General features: G+C 67.7%; 17 protein-coding genes and 1 pseudogene. 7 read left to right on the top strand and 11 right to left on the bottom strand.

The features are described from left to right. Positions 1 to 371 precede the first annotated feature (371 nt). From ACTWQR_RS30420 to ACTWQR_RS30400, 5 genes are all read right to left on the bottom strand, one after another. Positions 372 to 1175 (bottom strand): SGNH/GDSL hydrolase family protein, encoded by an 804-nt coding sequence (locus tag ACTWQR_RS30420; protein WP_443230400.1) that lies wholly within the window; start codon positions 1173 to 1175, stop codon positions 372 to 374. 248 nt (positions 1176 to 1423) lie between these two features. Then, positions 1424 to 2749 carry a class I SAM-dependent methyltransferase gene (locus tag ACTWQR_RS30415; RefSeq protein WP_443230399.1) on the bottom strand — a complete coding sequence of 442 codons (1326 nt, stop codon included), beginning with the start codon at positions 2747 to 2749 and terminating at the stop codon, positions 1424 to 1426. A 1397-nt stretch (positions 2750 to 4146) separates the two neighbouring features. Next, complete coding sequence (locus ACTWQR_RS30410) at positions 4147 to 4659, bottom strand: sigma-70 family RNA polymerase sigma factor (protein ID WP_443230398.1); 513 nt, start codon at positions 4657 to 4659, stop codon at positions 4147 to 4149. An 811-nt stretch (positions 4660 to 5470) separates the two neighbouring features. Continuing rightward, on the bottom strand, positions 5471 to 6385 hold the full coding sequence (locus ACTWQR_RS30405) for an SDR family NAD(P)-dependent oxidoreductase (RefSeq protein WP_443230397.1): 915 nt from the start codon (positions 6383 to 6385) through the stop codon (positions 5471 to 5473). A 6-nt stretch (positions 6386 to 6391) separates the two neighbouring features. Then, on the bottom strand, positions 6392 to 6853 hold the full coding sequence (locus ACTWQR_RS30400) for a MarR family winged helix-turn-helix transcriptional regulator (RefSeq protein ID WP_443230396.1): 462 nt from the start codon (positions 6851 to 6853) through the stop codon (positions 6392 to 6394). Between the two features lie 586 nt (positions 6854 to 7439). Here ACTWQR_RS30400 and ACTWQR_RS30395 point away from each other — a divergent pair. Both ACTWQR_RS30395 and ACTWQR_RS30390 read left to right on the top strand, forming a co-directional pair. Next, positions 7440 to 10844 (top strand): S8 family serine peptidase, encoded by a 3405-nt coding sequence (locus tag ACTWQR_RS30395; RefSeq protein ID WP_443230416.1) that lies wholly within the window; start codon positions 7440 to 7442, stop codon positions 10842 to 10844. Positions 10845 to 11420: 576 nt separating this feature from the next. Beyond that, a complete protein-coding gene (locus tag ACTWQR_RS30390) occupies positions 11421 to 12323 on the top strand; it encodes a TIGR03619 family F420-dependent LLM class oxidoreductase (protein WP_443230395.1) in 903 nt (300 codons plus the stop codon). A gap of 375 nt (positions 12324 to 12698) precedes the next feature. Here the strand turns inward: ACTWQR_RS30390 and ACTWQR_RS30385 are convergent, their stop codons facing one another. After that, positions 12699 to 13313 (bottom strand): TetR/AcrR family transcriptional regulator, encoded by a 615-nt coding sequence (locus ACTWQR_RS30385; protein WP_443230394.1) that lies wholly within the window; start codon positions 13311 to 13313, stop codon positions 12699 to 12701. A 612-nt stretch (positions 13314 to 13925) separates the two neighbouring features. On the opposite strand from ACTWQR_RS30385, the gene ACTWQR_RS30380 reads away from it, so the two are divergent. From ACTWQR_RS30380 to ACTWQR_RS30365, 4 genes are all read left to right on the top strand, one after another. Next, a complete protein-coding gene (locus ACTWQR_RS30380; RefSeq protein WP_443230393.1) occupies positions 13926 to 14129 on the top strand; it encodes a hypothetical protein in 204 nt (67 codons plus the stop codon). A 69-nt stretch (positions 14130 to 14198) separates the two neighbouring features. Beyond that, positions 14199 to 14564, top strand: a complete 366-nt coding sequence (locus ACTWQR_RS30375) for a hypothetical protein (RefSeq protein WP_443230392.1) — start codon at positions 14199 to 14201, stop codon at positions 14562 to 14564. Between the two features lie 421 nt (positions 14565 to 14985). Further along, on the top strand, positions 14986 to 16377 hold the full coding sequence (locus ACTWQR_RS30370; protein ID WP_443230415.1) for a cytochrome P450: 1392 nt from the start codon (positions 14986 to 14988) through the stop codon (positions 16375 to 16377). A 799-nt stretch (positions 16378 to 17176) separates the two neighbouring features. Beyond that, positions 17177 to 17599 (top strand): hypothetical protein, encoded by a 423-nt coding sequence (locus ACTWQR_RS30365; RefSeq protein WP_443230391.1) that lies wholly within the window; start codon positions 17177 to 17179, stop codon positions 17597 to 17599. Positions 17600 to 17640: 41 nt separating this feature from the next. On the opposite strand, the gene ACTWQR_RS30360 is transcribed toward ACTWQR_RS30365, so the two are convergent. From ACTWQR_RS30360 to ACTWQR_RS30350, 3 genes are all read right to left on the bottom strand, one after another. Next, positions 17641 to 17793, bottom strand: a complete 153-nt coding sequence (locus ACTWQR_RS30360) for a hypothetical protein (RefSeq protein ID WP_443230390.1) — start codon at positions 17791 to 17793, stop codon at positions 17641 to 17643. Positions 17794 to 17924: 131 nt separating this feature from the next. After that, complete coding sequence (locus ACTWQR_RS30355) at positions 17925 to 18575, bottom strand: SDR family NAD(P)-dependent oxidoreductase (RefSeq protein ID WP_443230414.1); 651 nt, start codon at positions 18573 to 18575, stop codon at positions 17925 to 17927. Positions 18576 to 18580: 5 nt separating this feature from the next. Further along, entirely contained in the window at positions 18581 to 19435 is an 855-nt protein-coding gene (locus ACTWQR_RS30350; RefSeq protein ID WP_443230389.1) for an oxidoreductase, read from the bottom strand. 123 nt (positions 19436 to 19558) lie between these two features. On the opposite strand from ACTWQR_RS30350, the gene ACTWQR_RS30345 reads away from it, so the two are divergent. Then, positions 19559 to 20365 (top strand): helix-turn-helix domain-containing protein, encoded by an 807-nt coding sequence (locus ACTWQR_RS30345; protein ID WP_443230388.1) that lies wholly within the window; start codon positions 19559 to 19561, stop codon positions 20363 to 20365. Positions 20366 to 20405: 40 nt separating this feature from the next. Here the strand turns inward: ACTWQR_RS30345 and ACTWQR_RS30340 are convergent. Beyond that, positions 20406 to 20600: pseudogene (locus tag ACTWQR_RS30340) on the bottom strand (hypothetical protein); the annotation flags it as partial. Positions 20601 to 20933: 333 nt separating this feature from the next. Beyond that, a complete protein-coding gene (locus tag ACTWQR_RS30335) occupies positions 20934 to 21917 on the bottom strand; it encodes a methyltransferase (RefSeq protein ID WP_443230387.1) in 984 nt (327 codons plus the stop codon). Positions 21918 to 22244 lie beyond the last annotated feature (327 nt).

The following is a 22244-nucleotide window of genomic DNA, read 5'->3' as shown; positions in this document are numbered from 1 at the left end:
CACTGATCGGGAGCCGCAGGCACCGGCGCTCGGTCATCGACAGTGCGCCAGGCGCCACGAACCTAAGCCGCGCTGGACGGACACCGGATCGGCATTCACTGCCTGTAGTGGTCGGCCTGTTACCCACTTCGGGGCCGACGTATTGCGTGCTCATGGGCAGCGGGGATGCCAACAGCATCGGGGGAGTGGTGACTGACCGCCGGATTTCGTCCGGCGGTCAGTCTCGTGCAGCGCGTTACTGCCGTGCGGCGCAACCGCGTTACTACCGGGCGGCACCGCGCTGCTACGGTGCGGCACCGTGTTACTGCCGCGCGGAGGTCCCCGGCCGTCTCACCGGACAGCCGTCGGGAGTTCAGCCCTCAGGGCCGGACCTACCGCAGCTGGTCGTAGACACTCAGGGCCACGGTGTACTGCCCCATCCAGTTCGGGTGTCCGGGCAGGGCACCGGAAGCGGATGTCAGCGGCTCGATGTACCGCACCTCCTTGGTCTCGCACATGTCGTGGCCGACCGTGGGCTTGTAGGTGTCGACGTATGCCGCGCCGGCCCGTGTGGCCTGCTGGGAGAGCATCGAGTTGAGCCGCTTGGTGGTGTCGCGGAGGTACCCGAAGTCGCCGGCTGCGATGGGAACGGCCTTGCAGCCGACAGCGTTGTCCGGCATCAGTGAGGGGTAACCCACGACCATGACCCGAGCCTGCGGACTGCGCCGCTTGATGTCGCTCAGTACTGAACCGATCCGGGTCGACAGCGTGTTGATCCGGTCGCTGAGCTGATCGCTGCCGCCCGCGGTGTACTTCTTCTTGCAGGGACTGCCGGCCGGATCGGAGGACGCCACGAGGACGCAGTCGGTAAGGACACTGGTGAAGCCGATGTCGTTACCGCCGATGGACAGGGTGACCACACGGGTGTCGGCCGACAGGGCGTTCACCTGCGGAGGCTTGCTGCCTTGTGCGTTCCACATACTGCGGGTGGTCGCACCGCTGCAGGTGACGTCCTTGAACGAGGGCATCTCGTTCATCGTGGCCAGATAGGAGGGATAACTCTGGGTGGAACGCGCGCACTCGGCGTCCTTCTGCGTGGGCACACCGGCGCCGGAGGCGTACGAGTCGCCGAGCGCGACGTAGTGCGCGGAGCCTGCCGCTGCCGAGCTGAGGGTTCCAGCGGTGGCAGACGACATGGCACCGGCTATGAGCGATGCGGTCGCTCCAAGGGCTGCCGCGGTCACGGCGGTTCGCCGGACAGCGCGTAAGCGGCTTGAGCGAGTCATGGGATCTCCAATTGGTATTCAGAAAACGAGAGATGTCCGGGGCGTGCCAAACCGCCCATGGGAACAATCTGTTGACGGAACGCCGGGGGTACCGGTTCACCATTGACACGCTTCGTCACCGCCGTCAGTGCCCTGACGAACCGCACGGGCCGGGGACGTCACATCTGGCGGCCGACTCCGCGGACCAGCGGAATGCCTGACTGCCCTTCACGATCGGTACGCACTGCGAGTACCTGGTTCACACCCATGGTGTTGCGCTCGAAACCAAGTGCGGAGGCCGCCATGTAGAGCCGCCACACCCGGGCCCTGGCGGGCGTCGTCAGCTTTACCGCAGCGTCCCAGTGCGCCTCCAGATTGGTCACCCAGGCGCGGAGGGTCAGTGCGTAGTGCTCGCGCAGCGACTCGACGTCCCGTACCTCGAACCCGGCCTGCTCCAGTAGTGCCACGGTGGAGCCGACGGTGGACAGCTCCCCGTCCGGGAACACATAGCGGTCGATGAACGCGTTCAACTGGTACTTCGCCTCCCGTTGCACAGGGCGGCGCGCTATCTGATGGTTGAGCAGCCTGCCTCCGGGCCGAAGAAGGCCGTGGAGCCTTCCGGCATAGGCGAGGTACTGCTGGGTTCCCACGTGCTCGGCCATCCCGATCGAGGAGATCGCGTCGTACGGGCCGTCATCGATCTCGCGGTAGTCCTGTACTCGGATCTCGATCCGGTCAGTCAGCCCCGCGTCCCTGACGCGTTCGCGGGCCAGGAGTGCCTGCTCCTCGGAGATGGTCACACCCACGACCTCGACCCCATGATGCTTCGCCGCGTGCAGAGCCATTGAGCCCCATCCGCAGCCCACGTCGAGGAGCCGTTGTCCCTGACGCAGCGCGAGCTTCCGGCAGACCAGTTCGAGTTTGGCCTCCTGAGCGTCTTCCAGAGTGCGACCTGACGCAGGATCCGACTCCCAGTAGCCGCAGGAGTAGACCATGGAAGGGCCCAGGAAGAGCGCGTAGAAGTCGTTACCCACGTCATAGTGGTGGCTGATGGCGGCCCGGTCGCGACGCAGACTGTGCAGCGCACCACGCCGTCGGGCCACTTCCTCGGCGGGGGGCCGGGGCGGCCGCAGATCGCCGACAAGAGGCATCACCTCGCGCAGGGCGCGCAGGGCACCCGATGCCCGGCGAGCCAGCGACGCCGGAGGCGGACCCGAGGAGCCCTGGTGCCAGTCGTCGCTTTCCCACAGCAGCCCTGAAAGGCTGTCCAGCACCTCATACAGGTCGCCGTCCACCTCGAGATCCCCCGCGACCCAGGCCCGGGCCAGACCGAGATCGTCCGGCCGCCACATCAGTCGGCGCAGAGCCTGAGGGCCGTGGAGGACAAGGGCCGGTCTGTCCGGCGGACCCGCGCTGCTGCCGTCCCAGGCACGCAACCTCAGAGGCAGGGCGCTGCCCAGTACGTGGTGGAAGCTTCGAGCCACGATCGCGGCTGTCTCAGCCAACTGCTCTCTCCTCGGTCCGTGCCGGATCGGTTCGCCCGGCGCATCTCGCCGGGAAAACGTGTTCCGTAGGCGCCTGGTTCATCCGTGATCGGCGCAGCGCGGCGCCGGCGAGGCCGTTTCGCATGGACCGACTACGACGGCGAACTCCCCGGCCGCTCGCGGCTGCGTCTGAACGGTTCAGTGACTCGGCCGGTGCCATGCGAGGCAGGTCACCGCTGATAGGGAATGCCCTCACGCAGCAAACCGGAAGGGGAGCTCGCACAAGGGCATGTGGTACTGCGTGACGCCCTGCGAGTGGCGCGGGGCCGCCAAGGGTGTAGCCGCTGGGTGCGGATGAGGACGGTGGATCGCCGGCCCAGAGTACGGTCCGGTGCGAGGCTGCTTTGTGGTCGGCCGACCTGGGCCTGGATGCTGGTGGTGGCACGGGGCGCCAGACTCGCTTCCCAGAGATCGTCGATGAGACTGTGTCGACGGGCAGAGGCCGGCCGCTGCCGGTGTGGAGCACGGTGAGCAGGACACGTCGTCTGGCGGGCCAAGATCCAGGAGGGCATCTCCGTGCCAGACCTCCAACGGACCCAACAGACCGAACCGCATCGTCGCCCGCAAGCCGCCCCCTCTCGGCCATGGGCGACTCCCAGTCAGAAACCCAGGGCCAGGCAGCTGGGGGTCGCCGCCTGGCCCTGAGGGGAAGGACGGCCCGGGAAGAGTCTCACTCCGAACCGTCCGTCACATGCCAAACGGATGAAGCCGGTGGAAGGTTCATGTGCTGCTTGATCCCGTTCGGCGAAGCCGGTTCACCTGACTCCGCACGCCGCGGGACCGGTAACTCGATTTCCCGGGGGTGGGCCCGCGTGATGTCCGACTTTCGCGGACGCGGAGGAGTTCACCGGGGGCCTTCCCATTCGCACGTTCCCCCGTGCACGGTAGGGCGGTCATGCCATGACACAACCGACGCGACGACACATCGCAGGGCGTGCTCGATGTCGGCGCCTTTGTGGCGCCATGTCTTCGGGCTGTGGCGTCGTGTCTTCGGGTTCGCCGGGGCTGATCGTCGAGGACGTGGCGGACGAGGCCGTCATCCGGACGATGGCCCGGACCCAGGACGGCCCGGTTCTGCGTTCCCGCGTCCCGCCTGCGGTGTGCCGGCGGAGGCGGATGCACGGTCTACACCGGCGTACGGCGGCAGACCTGCCCGTGGATCGCCGACAGGATGGTGCCGGCCGCCGCCCGCCGCGGCACCCGGCACGGCACCGGCAGGGCGTCCACCGGTGGTGATCGAGAGATCCTTCTTGCTGCACAACTTCCGACGCCTGCGCGTGTGTCGACAACGGTGAGCCGACATGCACGAAACGCTCCTCAAACTCGTCGGCTGCCTCGTCACCCACCGACAACTCACGTCATGATGTCAGCCGTTGTGACTGAGGGATTGCAACGCCACGTAAGGCCATGGCCGATCGCAGAGCCCTGATGGCATGAAAGCAACGCGACTTGACAGTTCCGGTGGGTATTCCCAGCGTCTTCGAAACCTGAGCGGTGCTCTGGTCGAAGAAGTAGACTTTTTGCAGTATTTCCTGGTGATGCCGACTCAGGTCTTGCAGAGCCTCTGCCATGACGATCCGCGTCAGCACCTGATCAAGAGGATCGAAAACTTCGACCTCTGGCCAGTCACTGTCGTCCGTTGTCTGTGGCCGTACCATGCGCGCCCGGTAATCGTCTATGACCAGGTTCCTGACTACCATCTTCAACCAGGCCCGGAGGTGAATCTTCGCTTCAGGACGTTCCTTGGCATGGATCCATGCTCGGACTACAGCTTCCTGGACGATGTCCTCAGCTCGTTGCCAGTCCCCGCCGAGCATGTTTGTGGCAAAGCGCATGAGTGCCATGGCGTGCTGATCGTAGATCTCTGCCACCACGTTCTCCGGACTGACTTCCTGTGGATCCGCGATTTGGCCTTGGTGCCCGGTAGGCGAACAAATCATTTTGAGCATCGTGAGCTTCCCCTGGCTGCGCTTACTCGAAGTGATGCCTCCGCGCTTTCGCAATGGAAGAATCATCACTGACGCTACTAGCCGCAAACGCAGACATTGAGCCATCGCCTGACCAATGCTTGCTCACATTGATGCAACCTGTGCTCAAAATTTGCTCACGTGGGCCCGCACGGGCTTTGCGTCTCAGTGCTGGACTCCGGTGGTGCGACGTGAGTAAGGGGGCGCTCACGTAGCGTACTGCAGTCGCGAGCTGGGACTGTACCGGGCCCGTCCAAGGCGCCGGCAAACCTGCGCGTACCCGCCTGTTCTTACTTCGGACCAGTGGTTTCCTGGGAGCCAGAATTTATGAATCGGGTAAAAGGTGAAGAATCCTTTCGTAGGTGGCGGGTAGGCCGCCTGTTCACGCCCGGCAGCTCGTCGACACCTACCGGCTGACGCGATACGCACACCAACCCTGGGCTGTCATCAGCTGCTCGACCCCGTACCTGGCCCCCGTACCGGGGGATCGATCGACCGTCGGTGCCGGCACGCCTGTCGGCCAGCCGCTCCGGCGGCGCGCCGTGCACCGTCACGTCGCCGGTGCCGATCACCCGCATCCCGGCAAGGGCCGGGGCCGACTCGGCTGTGGGGGAGTCAGGTCGCTGACGGGGCATGCCGGTCAGTCAGCAGACGTCGTCGCCGGTCCAGACGCGGCGACAACACCCCGAATTCCCTGCGAGCCCGTGGGCGGGGGTCAAAGCAGCTCTCCGTGTCGGCCGGACAAGTCCCCGCCGGCCGGGAGCGCGTGGACGCCCACGAGAGCAGCGGTCCTGACGTAGACAGCGCGGGCGAGAGCCGCGTCCTGGGCGAGTTGGGAAGGCGTGGCCGGCCGGGAGTCACTGAAGAAGCCGCCTGCGGGTCGTGGCGCCGGGGAGGCGGTTGCGAGCCACAGGACGGTCTGCACTCCTTCGTCGGGCGTGATGGAAAACGGCCGGAACAGCGGAGCGGTCAGCCGCATGAGCCCGCCCGCGTTGGTGCTCATGCCCGTGCCCTTCACCATGCCGGGGTTGGCGCTGTAGATCTGGATGCCGTCGGGCAGGCGCCGCGCGAGTTCGCTGGTCGCCAGGAGGCTGAGCAGCTTGCTGGTCCCGTAGACGTGGAGCTGCGAGTAGAAGCGGTCGCGCCATGAGGTGCCGGACACGTCAGGGTCGGCGGGGTCGAGTCTGCCGCGCTTCTCCACGAAGGTGGAGAGATTGACGATCCGCGCGTCGGCGGTGAACGCACCAGCCGCCAGGAGAGCGTGTGTCAGCAGAAACGGCGCGTGGTGGTTGACGGCGTGGGCGCGCTCGACACCGTCCTCTGTCTGTCCGTAGCGGGGGAACGCAGCTCCCGCGTTGTTGACGAGCACGTCGACACGGACTGCGTCGGCAGTCAGCTTCGCCGCCAGGACGCGGACCTGTCCCCACTGCGACAAGTCGGCCGTGTACGTCCGAGGCGCGCCCGCGTCGTTTCGGCCATGGGCACGGAGACTCTTGGCCGCGGCGGCGGTGCGCGCCTCGTCACGGCCGACAAGAACGACGTCGAGGCCCTCTTGGAGCAGGCGGCGTGCCGTCACCAGACCCAGGCCACCGGCGCCGCCGGTGATGACTGCGGTTTTGATGCCCATCATGACTCCTCAACTCTGGTCGTCGCCCGTCTCCGCCGCCTCGATCACGGGCGGATCGTCGTGCGCGGCTGCTTGGAAAAGCGCGAGCAGACGCAGCCGGCCGTCTTCGTCGAGGCGGGCGAACGGGGAGTGTTCGATGGCGTGCCGGATGACCCGTTCACGTAGCTCGCACCCTTGGGGGGTGAGTTGAAGGATCTTCGCGCGGCGGTCGGTGGGGTGGGGTACCCGTCGGACCAAGCCGTGCTTCTCCAGGCGGTCGATCATGGACGTGGCGGTTGACGCGTCGCAGTGCAGCTTCTCGGCCAGTCGGCGCGCGGTCATCTCCGGCTCTCCGCTGAGCCGCCACAGCGCGTCGGCCTGCGCATCCGTGAGCTCCAGGTCGCGCAGAAGCACCTTCAACTCGCCCTGTACCTGGTCATGCAGCAGGAACAGGTAGTCGATCAGACGGTGGTCCACAGGTCCGGCATCCATGAAACCAAGTTACATGGAAGTTCCAATAAAGGGAACTTCAAACTATTTCCCCGGGTGTGCTGAAGCCCGCTATATGCGCGACCACGCGGCCGGCGGGCAGGGCGCTCGCCGTGTCGCACTGGTGAGTCCAGTCCCAGGAGGCTGTATGCGGAGGCCAGGCGCCGACGAGGCAGTCGAGGGCGCCGCCGCCGATTCTCCCGGCCGAGATGACGCCGAACCATTCACTGCGGACAACGCGACATCGATCCGGCCCTGGACCGGCCGATCTCCTCTGCTTCCCGCCCCCGTCTGGCAAAGATGAGTTCTGTTTGCCTCATCAGGCCTCGGCTGGAGGCGTGCTTCGCCCCGCCGGCTGCTGGGCGGCTTCGGCGAGGCAGGCGTGCGAGTCATCGACCATAACTGACGCATCGTCAGAAATGAACAGTGTGTTTTGACAACCCGATGACGTCCCCGTCCGTCTCTAGGGCGAGCCGCCTGCACACGGGTGAGGCTCCGGGTTGCCGGGGCCGCAGGACGGCTCCTGTCCGATTTCGAAGTGTCAGGAGTTCAGGTGGAGTTACGCGCGAGACGAAGGCGTGCGGTCGTGGTGGCAGGGGTTGCTTCCACGGCCCTACTACTCGCCGGTGTGCCGGGCGGGGTGGCCGAGGCCAGGCAGTCCGGTGAGCCGGCCAACCTGCGTTCCCGAGTGGTGGCCCAGGGCGTGAGCGCCGTCGGCACGGCCAAGGTGGTGAAGACGGTGACGCTGGTCACCGGCGACCGGGTCCTGGTGGACGGGGCCGGTCGGGTCAGCGGGGTGGAGCGGGCGAAGGGCCGGGAGCGGATGCCGTTCTCGGTGCGGGTGGTCGAGGGCCACACGCATGTCGTGCCCGGCGACGCGGAGTTGCTGCTGGCACGGGGCAAGCTGGACGCCCGGCTGTTCGATGTGACCCAGTTGGTGGCGGACGGCTACGACGACACGGGCCGTTCCGACCTGCCGCTGATCGTCACGTTCCGGGGCAAGAAGGCGCCCGCGATGAGCCCGTTCACGCGAGCAGGGACAAAAATCGGCCGTGCCCTGCCGGTCGTCAACGGCAAGGCGATGCGCCCCGTGAAGAAGCGAGGCGCCGAGTTCTGGGACGCCGTGACCGACGCCGGCGCGGCCGGTCGCGATGCGGGGGGAACGGCGGAGTTCACCGCTTCGACGGCGGTGGAGAAGGTGTGGCTGGACGGCAAGCGCCGGGCCAGTCTCGACAAGAGCGTGGCGCAGATCGGCGCGCCGATGGCCTGGGAAGCCGGGTTCGACGGCACTGGCATCAAGGTCGCCGTCCTGGACACCGGGATCGACAAGACCCACCCCGACCTGGCGGGCCAGGTCATCGCGGAGAAGGATTTCTCCGAATCGTCCGGCACCGGTGACGCGCAGGGTCACGGTACCCATGTGGCGTCCACGGTGGCCGGGACGGGGGCCAAGTCCGGCGGCAAGTACAAGGGTGTCGCCCCGGGCGCGAAAGTCCTGAACGGCAAGGTCCTGGGAGACGCCGGCTGGGGCTCGGACTCCGCCATCGTCGCGGGCATGGAATGGGCGGTGGCCGAGGGCGCCGACATCCTCAGCCTCAGCCTCGGCGGCGAAGACACGCCCGGCATCGACCCGATGGAGGAAGCGGTCAACCGGCTCTCCGCCGAGACCGACGCACTCTTCGTCATCGCGGCCGGCAACGACGGTAAGTTCGGCGAACGGACGGTCGGCTCGCCCGGCAGCGCCGAGGCCGCGCTCACCGTCGGCGCGGTCGACAAGGCCGACGAGCTCGCCGACTTCTCGAGCCGTGGGCCGCGCCTGGGTGACGGCGGGGTCAAGCCCGACCTGACCGCGCCCGGTGTCGACATCACCGCCGCCGCGGCACCCGGCAGCGCCCTGGAGGGCGAGTTCCCCTCCGACATACCCGGTTACCTCACGATCAGCGGCACCTCCATGGCGACCCCGCATGTGGCGGGCGCCGCCGCCATTCTCGCCCAGCAGCACCCCGACTGGAGCGGCGAGCGCATGAAGGCGGTACTGACCGGCTCCACGAAGCCGGGTGCGTACAGCTCCTTCCAGCAGGGCACCGGCCGCACCGACCTGGTCCGGGCGATGGAGCAGAATGTCATTGCCGAGCAGGGGCCGATCAGCTTCGGCATGCAGCAGTGGCCGCACAACGACGACGAACCGGTGACGAGGCAGCTCACCTACAACAACCTCGGTACGAAGCCGGTCACCCTGGAGCTGTCCGCCGACGCGTTCTCAGTGGACGGCAAGCCCGCCGCCGAGGGCATGTTCGCCGTCTCACCGCAGCGGCTCACCGTCCCGGCGGGCGGCGAGGCCAGTGCCGATGTGACCGCGGACACCCGTGCGGGTAGCGCCGACGGTACGTTCGGCGGCTCGGTGTCCGCCGTCTCGGCCGACGACAAGGTCGCGGTGCGCACCGCCGTCGGGGTGGAGCGCGAGGTCGAGTCGTACGACCTGACGCTGAAGCACATCGACGAGAACGGCAAGCCGACCGGCGACGCCGCCACCTCCTTGGAAAGCTTCGAGGGCGACTTCTACTACTACCCCAGCGATGAGGACGGCGAGTTCAAGGTACGGCTGCCCAAGGGCGACTACTCCCTCAACGGTTCGATCCACCCCGACTTCACGTCCTCCAAGCTGGCCATACTGATGCAGCCGAAGCTGGAGCTGGACAAGGACACCGCCGTCACCGTCGACGCCCGGCAGGCACAGCCGGTGGACGTCACCGTGCCCGACACGGCGGCCGAGAACGTCGAGGCCACGGTCGCGATCGGCGTCGACCGGGGCGAGGGGGTGGACGTGGGCACGCGCGTGTTCGCTCTCCCGACTTTCCAGGGCGCGCGGTTCGGGCAGCTCGGCCCCGAGCCGGCCGTCGGCGAGGTGTTCGCCCAGTACTCCGGCGACTGGAGAAGCCAGGACGACGAGGGCAGACCGGTCACCTACCACCTGGCCTGGGACCGCGGCCGCAAACTGGGCGGCTTCGCCGCCGAGGTGAAGCAGAACCAGCTCGCCAAGGTCGACCTCCAGGCGGGCGTCACCGTCACGGACAGGAACGTCCAGGTCGAGGTTTCTCCCCACACACCCGATGGGGGCCTGCTTACCGGCTACGACGACCTGAGGGGGAAGCTGCCGCTGCGCACCACTGAGTACATCCTCGACAACGGCATCAAGTGGTCCCTCCGCATGTGGCAGACCAGTGGCGAAGGCGACGACAAGCGCTTCGAGTCCTTCCTCATGAAGAACCCCAGGACCTGGCAGGTCGGCCAGAGCTACACGGAGCGGTTCAACGTCGGCGTCTTCGGCCCGGCCCTGGGCGGGGCCGCGGACCCCGGACCGAGTAGGGGACGCCCGGGTGTCGAGCGGCACGGGAATGTCATCAGGGCCTATCTGCCGCTGTTCGGCGACGGCGCCGGGCACTGGGGTGTCAGCGAGCACACCTCGGTGGAGAGCTCGCTCGAGGCAGACGGCAAGGAGATCCCCGACGACTACGGCTACCCCCCGACCGACGACGTCACTGAGTACACCGTTCCCGCCCAGGACAGCGCGTACAAACTGACCCTGGACAACTCCCGTGATCCCGCGGTGTACCCGGTCAGCACCCGCGTCAGGGCGGAGTGGACCTTCCGCTCCGGCAAGACCCCCGAGGACGAGCCGACCGCGCTGCCGCTGTCGGTGATCCGTTTCTCCCCCGCACTGACCCTGTCCAGCACGGCGAAGGCGGGCAAGGAGTTCGAGGTGCCCTTCAGCGTCGAGGGCGCGGCCGCCGGAAAGCGGCCCGCGAAGCTGGCCTTCGAGGTCTCGTACGACGAGGGCACCACCTGGCAGCCCACCAAGGCCATCGGCGGCACGCACCTGTCGCTGAAGCACCCGGCGAAGGCGGGCTCGGTCTCGCTGCGGGCCAAGATGACCGACCGTAAGGGCAACACGCTGGTCCAGACGATCGAACGCGCCTACATCACAACCAAGTAGACGCCTGCCCTGCACATGGCCTCGCCCGAGGCGGCTTCGACGCCGCCCCGGGCGAGGCTGTTCGTGAGGCACAGCGGCCATCCCGCTCCGCCGGTCCCTGATCCCGGTCGCTTGCCCGTATGCGCGCACGCACTGACTCTCCTCGTTCTCGCGCACAGAACTGAAAGCCCGGCCCAGGACGTCGGCGATGACACCGTCGTCGGCGCGGAGGACCTCGGCATGCTCACGGTCTGGTGGCTGTGTTCGCCGCTGGTGAGGCCACTGCACGGCCTGAGTGGGCACCCTTTGAGCAGAGATTGACCTGTCGATGAGCAGTCCCGTGCAGCAAAATGGGTCGGGTGTGCCTTCGCCACCAGTCATGCCGTCGGCTTGCGGCTCGTCGTCGATGTGCGTCCTTCGCCGGACGCCGAATCGGGTTCCTGGTGTCGAGCCCAGTTGTGGTGTGCCGCCCTTGAGCGGTCCGAGGCGGAGACGCATTGCGGCGTCCGGAGGCAGACGGTGCGTCAGCGCCGGGCGCATCCACCGGCAGGCATTCTCCCGGGTGCTGCCTGAACCTACGAGCACGCGAAGGACCTCATGAAGATCGGTTTCGCTTTGCCCCAGTTCCACCACCAGGCTTTTGAGATCGCGCAGACGGCGAACTTCGCCCGCCAGGTGGAGGACGCCGGCGCAGCCAGTCTCTGGGTCGGCGACCGCAACCTGGCCGCCGTCAACCCGGTGGTCGGCTACGGCGGCGTGGGCAATACGATTCCCTCGGAACTCAACCCGGCCGCCGACCCGTTCGTCTTGCTCGGGATCGCCGCCGCCGCGACGCAACGGGTACAGCTGGGATCGCACGTGCTGATCGCGCCGCTCTATCCGCCCGTCCAACTTGCCCGGTCGCTGACCACCATCGATCTGGTCAGTGGCGGCCGACTGCTGCCAGGCTTCGGCATCGGCTGGTCACCGGAGGAGTATCAGGCGGCCGGTCAGGACTTCACTCGCCGCGGCGCACGCATGGAAGAACTGCTCGACGCACTCGACGCCATCTGGACGACCGACCCTGCCCAGTACGAAGGCGATCACCTGTCGGTTCCTGCCCATCACTCTCCGCTCAAACCCGCCCGTCGTCCCCGTCCGCCCTTCTACCTCGGCGCCCTGTCCGAAAGGGCACTGCGCCGCGTCGCCCGCCGCGGCGACGGATGGCTGCCGCTTTGCGTGGTGCCCAGTTACATCGACACCGACGGACTTGTCGCCTCGCGCGCCCTGCTCGATGACCTCGCGCGTGACGCCGGGCGGGATCCGGCCGACATCGACACGGTGCTCCGCGTGAACATTGACGCCGGCACCGGCACCGGCCAGGTGGCGGACGCGATCAGGTCGATCCACGAAAAGACCGGCATAAGCCACTTCATGGTTGATTCGATGTACGAGGTCCCTACGGTCGACGGGGCCATCGCTCACGCCTGTGACGTACTCGAGCGGGTTGCCAAGGGCTGAGAGACGGCGGCCGCTCCACCCGCCCAAGGGACGGGAGCGGCCGACGCAGCCGTCCGGACACGCTCAGACGCGGCGCCGCGCGCCGCGCATGCGGACGGTCGTCCCGGACTTCTGGTGACAGCATGACAGTGCGCAGCATTGCCTCGCGGTCTGTCCGGGCGGCGTTCCGCCGAAGTGCGTGACTGATCTGTCCCGCCGCCTCGCAGGTGCCACCGACTCCAGTATGGTGTCGGGCCGCCGCAGATACACCGTCCAGGCCTGGCGGACGCGTGCGCTGACGGGTGGGCCGTGCCCCACTCAGCAGACCCGTCGTGGTGGCACATCGGCTGGTCAGCTGACGCGAGCACGTTCAACGTCGGCGTCGAGGCCTCGGCGTCAGCCGGCACAGCCGGTTCCGTTACACATGAGTCGGTCGACGTGTCCACCTACCTGCCTCTTGATGTCCTCGGCGGTCAGTCCCTGCCGGCGAATGAGGTGTTGTATCAGATCGGCGCGAAGCGAGGCGAGCAGGGCATGTGCCGTCCAGTCAGCCTCCGCGGGCCCGTGCAGACGCACCAGTGATTCCCGCAGGGCCTGGTGAGCCCATACGTAGTGGTCGACGAGGAAGGGGTCGGTGCTTTGCGGGCTGATGCTCCCGCAGCCGGCGTCGAGTTCGGCGGCAAGACCGAGGTGGTCCAGCTTCGCCTGCAACAGGGCCATGACGACCGCAGGCAAGCGTTCCTCCGGGGCGGCGGCCGGTCCCAGCGGCCCGGGCCCGTGCTCAACGGCCTCGCGCAACGGCTGGAGCCGGTCGGCGAAGATGGCGCTCATCAGGCCCGCGCGGTCCTTGAACCGCCTGAACACCGTGGCCTTTCCGACGCCGGCGGCGGCTGCCACCTCGGCCATGGACACGCCCTCGGGTCCCTGAGGCCGGTCGAAGAGGGCGTGGGCAGCGGTCAGCACTGTGTCCCGGTTGCGTCGGGCGTCCGATCTTATGACCGCCTGGGCCACGGCTGCTCCTGAGTGGTTCGGCCCTCGGCTCGGCACCGGCCACGTGATGGGCGGAGGCCGCAGAGGAGTGGGACGAGGACAAGTGGAGGGAACGGCGCCGCGGGGGCTGCAGGCCGCACGGCCCCCGTCGTCGAGTAATCAGCTTGTCTGTTGCCGCTGATCAACTGCCGTCCAACTACCGCTCATTTCATGCTTATCCTGCTCATCGATGTTGGCAGGTCCGGGGTGACGGCGGCAGGAGCCAGTTTTCTCGACCTCGGCGGCATGAGTGAGAGGCAACAGGGCTGGGGAGCGCCCCTTTCGCCGAAGGCGAGCGCACACCTGACCAAAGCGGCGAGCTTCCATGCGGGTACCGAGGCAACCGCACGCGGATGGCTCTGACTCTCATCAGGCGGCACCCGAGCGACCGGCCGGCAGCGGCCACCCACGGTGACCCAGCGATACGCTGCCTGTCGCCCCATTCTGACGGGGTGGTGGGTGAGCGGACCGGTCATCGACCTCGTGGCAGTGGTCGACCAACGCTCGCCGGACAGGTGGTCACGTATGGGCTGATTATGAGCAGAGATTGAACTTGTTCATGAGCAGTGGGTCCCGACATGATCAGCGGTGTAGGTGACCGAGGCGGAACGCCACCTCGCAGTCAGGCCGGAAGAGTTGCCGATCTTCATGCGCCAGCTGACCGTTGTCGTCCGGTACCTGCTGGAGTTGGCCGGTACGCGGGTCGTCGTAGGCGTCACCATCGGTCTGTGGATCGCGTGTCGGCCTGCCGCCCGCCCGCGACGGGGGAGGGCGTGGTGGTCCACGCCGCAGCCCTGACCGCCGTCCACGTCGCCGACTCCATCGTCCTCTTCGATTACTCCGTCACCGATCCAGTCAGGACCAGCCATGTCTGCCGCTGCCACGCCGTGCCCCGCCCCGCACTTCCCGGAGGCCGTCGCAACCGACCATGCCCGTCGTCAAGTGCGATCGATGCTGGAGGACCTGCGCTCGGGTGCATGGGCGCCGACCGTGCTTGAGTGCCGCGTTGCCGAGATCCTCACGACGAGCATCGCGGCTGACGGCATGCTCTCCGCTGACCGCGTGCGTGCCGCCCTGTGGGAGGGGAACATGGCCATGACGTACGCGAACGGCGGCCGCTTCGCCAGGGCCCTGGCGGACATCGTGCCGGTGCTGGACCACTCGGAGCTCATGTCCCTGGACGTGGTGGACACCGCCGGTGAGCTCGTCAGGGCGGTGGCCGAGCAGAACTGAGGGCCGGCCACCGAAGTCAGCCCGAACCCGCAGTCGCCCGGAGATCGTGGCACGCTTTCCGGGCAACTGCGCCGTACGATTCGGCACCCGAGGTGCATCCGAGGTGCACCCGAGGTGCCATCCGGCTCTGCTTGGCCGTGAACAACGGCGCGTGCGGTCACCGAGCAGTGCGGTGACGATCCCATCCCAGGGCAGCGGCCGGTCGACCGCCCCTGAGCGGTCGAAGGCACTTGACGCCCACCTGATCGGCGACCGCCGGTGCAATGCCGGAGCCCCGCCCCGCTCGGCCTGAAGGGACCTTCCACACCGGCCGCGAGCATCAGCGCCTCTACCCCGCCCCTGACCACCACCTCTACCAGCTCAGCGCTCGATCAGAAACTTTCCCTGCGGAGGAACTGCACCCGTGCGAGACAAGCCGCCCATGGCCGCCATCGCTGAGATACCGGGCCCCAAAGGCCTTCCCCTGCTCGGCTCGGCACTCGACCTCCAGCGCGACTCACTGGACACCTTCCTGCGCGCGCGGCACGAGTACGGCGACGTGGTCCGTATCTCCGCCGGCCCGCCAGGACTGCGTTCGGTGATGCACTGCGTCTTCTCCGCGGAGGGCGCACAACAGGTCCTGGCCACGCAGACGGCCAACTTCCGCAAGGACAACCGGCTTTACGAGGAGATACGGCTGTCCATCGGCAATGGCCTGCTCACCAGCCAGGACGCCGACTATCGTCGCCAACGCCGCCTCATCCAACCGCTGTTCACCAAGCGGCAGGTGGATGGCTACGCCGCGGCGGTGACACTGGAGGCCGACAGTACGGTGGAACGCTGGCGCGCCGCCCGCGACGCCGCCGGGGACACGGTCGTCGACGTGATCAGGGAGATGGACCGGTTCGCGCTGCGCACAGTGGCACGCATCCTCTTCGGCGCGGACATCGAGGCGGCCGCCGACGTCGTGCACGACAACTTCCCTGTGATCAATGCGTACGTGCTCCGGCGTGGCTTCTCACCCGTCAACTCGCCGCGCTCCTGGCCCCTTTCGGCCAACCGCCGCGCCGAAGAGGCAACCCGCGCGGTGTACGCGGTCTGCGACCGGATCATCGCCGAGCGCCGGGCGGCCGGAACGACGGCCGCTGCCACCGAGGGCGACGACCTGCTCTCCCTCCTCGCCCGGGCAAGCAGCGAAGAGGACGGCAGCCTTGACGCCGCCGAACTCCGCGACCAACTCCTCGTCTTCCTGATTGCGGGCCACGAAACGACCGGGACATCCATGACCTTCGCGCTGCACTTGCTGTCCCGGCACCCCGAGATCCAGGCACGGGCCCAGGAGGAGGTCGACCGCCTGCCGGCCGGGCGTACGCCCTCGGCCGCCGACCTTGACCGACTGCCGTACCTGACCCAGGTGTTGAAGGAGGCCATGCGGCTGTACCCGGCCGCTCCGCTGATCGGCCGCCGGTCCGTCGAAGCCGCCGAAGTCGGCGGGCACCTCATTCCCGCCGGGGCCGACGTCCTGGTCCCGCCGTGGGTCATCCACCGCCACCCGGACCTGTGGGACGACCCGGAGCGCTTCGACCCCGAACGCTTCACCCCCGAGCGCGAGGCCGTCCGGCACCGGTACGCCTGGTTCCCCTTCGGCGGCGGTCCGCGCGCCTGCATCGGCCAGCACTTCGCGATGCTCGAGTCCGTGCTCGCTCTGGCGGTGTTGCTACGCGCTTACGAGTTGGAGGCGGTGGACAGGGAGATTTCCCTGGTGGCGGGGATCACGCTTCAGGCGACGGGGACGGCGCGGGTGCGGCTCAGGGCGCGCGCCCAGACCCGTTGATACGTGAGGCACTGCCTTGCCTTGAGGCACTGCCTTACTTTGAGGGCGACGTCAACTTGTTCAGCGCGTTGCTGGTGGCGGGTGGGCTGGTGGGATTCGCGGCCTGGTCGTTGAGGTGCTTCGACCGCCGGTGTCGCACGGATCGCATCCGGCGCAGCCGACGGCGTTCTCGGTGGCGGAACTTCGCACACCACTGAGGCTCTCGGGGGGACAGCCGAAGCCCTGCCCGCCCCGGCTGAGGCAGGTGATGCCGGACTTCTGGGGGTGCAGTCGCATCCTGAGCCGATCCAGCACTCCCGCCGCCAACTGCAGATGAGGAACCTCACGTTGTCCGGACAGCCATCTGACCCGTCCCCTTTCATGCGGCGATTCGCAACTTCTCATACCTGGCGCGGACTTCGCGCGGAGGGCCGCATCTCGACGAGTGGCAGCGCCGCCTTTTGATAGGGGTGGATGCCCAGTCCCTCGGCCACGGTGGGATCAGAGCGGTCGTCCGCGCCGCCGGTGTCCGCGAAGGTTCGACCGGTTGATGCACCGTTGGGGACCTGCTCAAGGTGTCGCCATCGTCACCACCATTGCCGTCGGCGTGGTCGTGGCCGCCACTTCGCCAGGTCCGGAACGCTCCGTCCGAGCCGCCGTCTGGGTACGCTCATCGAGATCAGCATCGTCCCGGGGAAGGCGCGGTGGATGCGGCGCTGCCCGCCCATACGCGGTGAACACGGCGCGGCGCGACGGCGGCTCCCCCGGGGCGGCGAGGGACACCATGCGGCCGACGTTCACGTCGGTGGGGGGACTGCGCGTGACAAGGAACCAGACGAGACTTGCGTGGGCGGCGGCCGTCGCGGTGGTGGTTGTGGTGGTGGCCGTGTCGGGCATCGTCTACGCCTACGGTGCACGGGACAAGAGGTGCGGGGAGGACTTCGAGTCCGCGGCTCTGTCGGTGTCCGGCGTCATCACCGCGGATTTCACGTGCGAAACTGAGTTCGAGGGCTCGCTGCAGTGGGGCACGGTCACTCTCGACGCGGAGACCGAGGAGGATGCGGTCGCGCTCATGGAGTCCGTCCTCCGGGCCTACACGGAGAAGCCGGGCATTCGTAGCGCATGGGGCCCTTCCGTCGACTACGTGAGCGAGAACGGCACCATCTCGGTATCGCCAGCAGACGCGGGCCTCAACGGGGGATCCCCGCCCCTGTATGCCATCCGCGAGCACTACGGCCTGTAGAACCATCCGATACGGCGGCTGCGCCTTTGGCGGCAAGGACACTAAACGCGGTCGGGGTTCACGGCGGCGGCAACTGGGATCGGATGGCCTTCGGTGTCGCCATATTCTGCCAGCGGGTCCAGCGGGTCCAGCGGGTCCAGCGGGTCCAGCGGGTCCAGCAGGAGTCGGTAGTCGGACGCCTCTCCGGATTTCAAGTGATCTTGCTCTGGGAAAGGACTGCTCGCGAGAGTCGCATCCCGACCGACATATCCGGAAGCGCGATCGGGTGGCGGGGCCGGATCATAGTAATCCGGGCCACCCGCTCACGACTTGGCCAAAGAGCGGTTCAGCGCAGGATGAGCAGTGGCCGGTCGCGTGTGGTGTGGAGCTGCCACAGTTCCTGGGCTACCTCGTCCGGTTCGTGTGTGGCGCCGCGCCCGATCGGGCCAACGACCGTGACCTGCGCGGCATGTACGCCCTCGTCGGCGAGTGCGTCGTGGAGCATCCGCACGTAGGCCGACTCGGCGGCGTAGGCGATTCCCGACACCGCGCGGTCGCGGTGTGGTTCGACGGCGGCGCCGCCGGTGGTGAACAGCAGGGTGCCGTGTTGCCTGCGGCGCATGTCCGGTACGACCGTGCGGACGGCCGCGGAGGCGGCGATCACGCTCAGTGCCAGGGCGCTCTCGATGTCCGGTGGCCCGGTATCGAGCACGGGCTTGATCCACGCGACACTCGGCCTCGGGCTGAACAGGACCACCTCGATCGGACCGAGCCGCTCGCGCAGTGCGCCGAGCGCCGCGGCGAGTGCTTTCTCGTCGGTGACGTCTGCGGTTTCGATCGCTGTCGTCAGGCCCTCAGAGGTCAGGTCGGCGGCCATCGCTTCCAGGCGTTCGACGCCGCGCGCGATCAGCCCGACCGGATGTCCCTCGCGGCCGAACCGGCGGGCCGTCGCAGTGCCCAGACCGGGCCCGGCGCCGATGACGACGAACGCGCCCATGCTGCTCACACCGCCTCCAGGTCAACGCTCTTGGTCAGTGCCTCGTTGGCATCGATCTCGCCTCGCATCCGGTCCAGGCGGGCGCGTGCCCCGGCGAGCGCGTCGGAGCCGAGCAGTAGCCGCAGTGGCGGTGTGTCGGCATCCACGGCCGAGGCGATGGCCGCGGCAGCCCGTACCGGGTCGCCGGGCTGGCGGCCGGACACGCCCAGTGTGGCCTCACGGCGCTTGCCCGCGGTCTGCTCGTAGTCGTCCAGGCGCGTCGGGGACTGCTGCATCGACGTCCCCGCCCACTGGGTTCGCAGACCGCCGGGCTCCGCGATCGTCACCGTGATGCCGAGCGGTGCGAGCTCTCCGGCCAGCGACTCCGACAGGCCCTCCAGCGCGAACTTCGTGGCGTGGTAGTAGCCGGTCGCCGGGAACGCGGCCAGGCCACCGAAAGAGGAGATGTTGACGATGCTCCCCGAGCGGCGGGCCCGCATGCCGGGCAGCACGGCCTTGAGGACTGTCACCACGCCGTGCACGTTGGTGTCATACAGGGCACGGACTGCGCTGTCCTCGCCCTCTTCGATGGCGGTCAGGTAGCCGTATCCCGCATTGTTGACCAGGACGTCGATGTGCCCGAACTCTGCCTCGCACGCCTGGACGGCCGCGGTCACCGACTCGGGGTCGGTCACGTCCAGCCGGAGGGCCAGCGCGCGGTCGCCGTACTTGGCGGCGAGATCAGTCACGGATGCGCGGTTGCGGGCGGTGACAGCTACCCGGTCACCCCGTTCAAGGGCGTGCTCGGCCAGGGCGCGGCCCAGACCACTGGAGCATCCGGTGATCAGCCATACAGACGTTTCATGCGTTTCGTTTGCCATGCCTCCATGGCACCAGCGAGTCAGCTGACGTGCCACACCCCCTTGAGGGAGGCTCTCGCAGGGTCAGTTTCACCAGTGGCGCAAGAGCGGCCCGGCCGGTGAGTAGCGGTAAAGTCCCTCTGGATGGCACCTGATGACAACCAGCTCGGTTCCTTCCTGCGCAGTCGCCGGGAGAAGATCGACGCTGCCTCCGCCGGTGTCGTCGACAACACGCGACGGCGGGTCAAGGGGCTGCGCCGCGAGGAACTGGCGCTGCTCGCCGGGCTCAGCCCCTCCTACTACGCCCGGATCGAGCAGGGCCGCGACCGCCATCCCTCCCGCGAGATCCTCGAAGCCCTGGCCGGTGTCCTGCGCCTGGACGACACGGAGCGGGCCTACCTGTGGTCCCTGGCAATGCCGTCGCTGGCCCCGGCCGACAGCGACGCCATCCCTGCCCACACTGTGCGGCCGGGGGTGCTGCACCTGCTGGAGCGTTGGGCTGACCTGCCCGCGTTCGTCGTCACACCCAGCCGCGACGTGCTGGCCGGAACGCCGCTCGCCGCCCGGCTCAACCCGGCATGGAGCCCGAAGCGCAACCTGATCGAGTTCGCCTTCCTCGACCCACGCGCACAGGAGGTCTATCCGGACTGGGACGAGATCACCCTGCAAGCCGTCGCAGGTCTGCGCGCCACGGCGGCCACGCGCCGCACCGAACTCGCAGGCTTCGTGGCGAGCATGCGCGAGCGCAGCGAAACATTCCGTGCCCTGTGGGACTCCCACGACGTGTACGAGCGCGTGATGGGTGAGAAACGGCTCGCCGTCGATGGCCTCGGTATCCTCCGACTCAGTTTCGAGACCTTCGCGCTCGCCGGGCCCGAGGGCCACGTCATGTACGTGTACTTCCCGCAGCCCGGCAGCACAGACGACGAAGCACTGCGCGGCCTTGTCTGAGAAGGCCCACCCACAGCGAGGAGCAATCCCGCCCCGTTGGTCAGTCCCCGCCGCTCTCATCGTCCTCGAGTCTCGACACTTCCAGATCGCGCAGGAGCCGCAAAACTCCAGCGGGCGGAGTGGACGCGGTGAAGTCGTAGCGGCCGAGCACGTTGAGGTTGCGGTGCTTGAGCGGGGGCAGACGAGCGACGTCCTCGTCTCGGATCTCGTGGCCTTCGGCGTGGAGTTGGGCGACGGGGCGTGGTGACCCCCGCGGAGGCATCGGTGCATCCGCGTCATGTGATGAAGGGGGCAGGGGCCTCCCGCTCCGGCCGGGTGCAGACGGTGCTCGGTCCACGAACGTGGGAATGCGTCCGCAGGATGCTCCTGATGGACAGTCACATAGCGCACGCCGGACCGCTGTTCGTCGGAATGGACGTGAGGAGGTGCCCGGTGGCCAGTTACTGCCGTGCCGGCGTCATCACGTCCCGCACCCGGCAGGTCGTCTCTTTTCACAAGAATCACGACCGGATGCCGGTGGATGTCTTCGAGCCGGCAGGCGCTCCCCGGATTGCCCGCATGCTGCTGATCAGAGACGCTGGCGCAGCGTCGCCTCGAACACCGAGAAAGGTGAAGGCGTTGGCAGGGTCCGGTCGAGCGTGAAGCCGGCGTTTTTGAGCAGTTCGTCGTACTCGTTCGGCGTCCGCTCACGACTTGTCAGCATGGCCAGCATCGTCAAGTCGATCATCTTGGCGAGATGCGGCTCGTCATTCTCCTGCAGAACCGCTTCGATCACTACGAGCCGGGCGCCGGGGTTCGCGGCCTGCGCGATCGAGCCAAGTATCTTGCCGCAGGCCGCGTCGTCCCAGTCATGCAGGATGTACGACAACACATAGACGTCCGCGGCCGGCACCCCGTCGAAGAAGTCGCCCCCGACAATCTCGACCCGGTCCCCAAGGCCCTGTGCCCGCAGCACCTCATGTGCGTCGGCCACGACATGCGGCAGGTCGAAGACAATCCCACGACGGCCTTCGTCGCGACTGAGCAGTTCGGCCATGACGGTGCCGTCGGAGCCGCCGATGTCCGCCACAGTCCTTCCCTCAGGCAGGACGTATCCGCCGAACATGCCCGTCCGCAGGCTTCCCGTCACATTGTCCATGGCGCTGCTCAGCAGGGAGAAGCGCTCCGGGTCTTCGCCCAGCCACTCGAAGAAGGGCTTCCCGAAGTGGATCTCGGAGGCAGGTTCACCTGCTTTGACGGTGCTGAGCAACTCGCCGAACGGTTGGTAGTGCGTCTCCATCCAGTACAGGGCCGCGTCCCGCAGCGACGCGGGGTGCGTCGCGAACAGGAGCTCACCGAAGGGAGTCACCTCGACCGTGTCCTCGACGTGGCGAAACAACCCAAGCGGTGCGAGCGTGCGCAGGAGGCGTCGCAGAGCGCTCTCGTCGGCACCGGTCTCCTCCGCCAAGCGCTCGACGGGGCGAGGCCCTGCCGCGAGCTTGGTGGCCACGTTCAACTCGGCCACGACGTACAGCGCTTGGGAAACCTGGAACCCAGCCAGCATCTGCGTCATCAGGGCCGCTGCGGACGGGGCAGGTGGCGCAGTTCCGAGGGTGTCGCTGGTTTCAGTGTTGCTCAACTCGTGTCCTTTCTAGCGGTGCCAGGGCACTGCTTCGCGCTGCTCGGCAGATGCTCTGCCGAGCATCACTGACCCTTTCACCGCACGGCGGGCAACTTAAGCTCAATCCCTGTTCAAGCGGTGCTGACGAAGGGCCCAATACTGCTGATGAGCTCTCTAAGCGGCACGACACGAGCCCGCCCTCGGCGCTGTGCCGTGCCGCCGCCCTGCTGCGGGAATTCCTAGGGACGTTCGACCTGGGCGGCTGGTTCATGGCGACGC

Source organism: Streptomyces sp. 2A115 (assembly GCF_052245575.1).
Lineage (GTDB): Bacteria > Actinomycetota > Actinomycetes > Streptomycetales > Streptomycetaceae > Streptomyces.
The sequence above is the reverse complement of the archived record's forward strand: the minus strand, read 5'-3'. Positions and strand labels throughout refer to the sequence as shown.

Excerpts from the sequence above, each read along its gene's own strand:
- ACTWQR_RS30420 (WP_443230400.1), bottom strand. The coding sequence starts at position 1,175 with ATGTCGTCTGCCACCGCTGGAACCCTCAGCTCGGCAGCGGCAGGCTCC.
- ACTWQR_RS30405 (WP_443230397.1), bottom strand. The coding sequence starts at position 6,385 with ATGATGGGCATCAAAACCGCAGTCATCACCGGCGGCGCCGGTGGCCTG.
- ACTWQR_RS30400 (WP_443230396.1), bottom strand. The coding sequence starts at position 6,853 with ATGGATGCCGGACCTGTGGACCACCGTCTGATCGACTACCTGTTCCTG.
- ACTWQR_RS30390 (WP_443230395.1), top strand. The coding sequence starts at position 11,421 with ATGAAGATCGGTTTCGCTTTGCCCCAGTTCCACCACCAGGCTTTTGAG.
- ACTWQR_RS30375 (WP_443230392.1), top strand. The coding sequence starts at position 14,199 with ATGTCTGCCGCTGCCACGCCGTGCCCCGCCCCGCACTTCCCGGAGGCC.
- ACTWQR_RS30370 (WP_443230415.1), top strand. The coding sequence starts at position 14,986 with ATGGCCGCCATCGCTGAGATACCGGGCCCCAAAGGCCTTCCCCTGCTC.
- ACTWQR_RS30355 (WP_443230414.1), bottom strand. The coding sequence starts at position 18,575 with ATGGGCGCGTTCGTCGTCATCGGCGCCGGGCCCGGTCTGGGCACTGCG.
- ACTWQR_RS30350 (WP_443230389.1), bottom strand. The coding sequence starts at position 19,435 with ATGGCAAACGAAACGCATGAAACGTCTGTATGGCTGATCACCGGATGC.
- ACTWQR_RS30345 (WP_443230388.1), top strand. The coding sequence starts at position 19,559 with ATGGCACCTGATGACAACCAGCTCGGTTCCTTCCTGCGCAGTCGCCGG.
- ACTWQR_RS30335 (WP_443230387.1), bottom strand. The coding sequence starts at position 21,917 with ATGACGCAGATGCTGGCTGGGTTCCAGGTTTCCCAAGCGCTGTACGTC.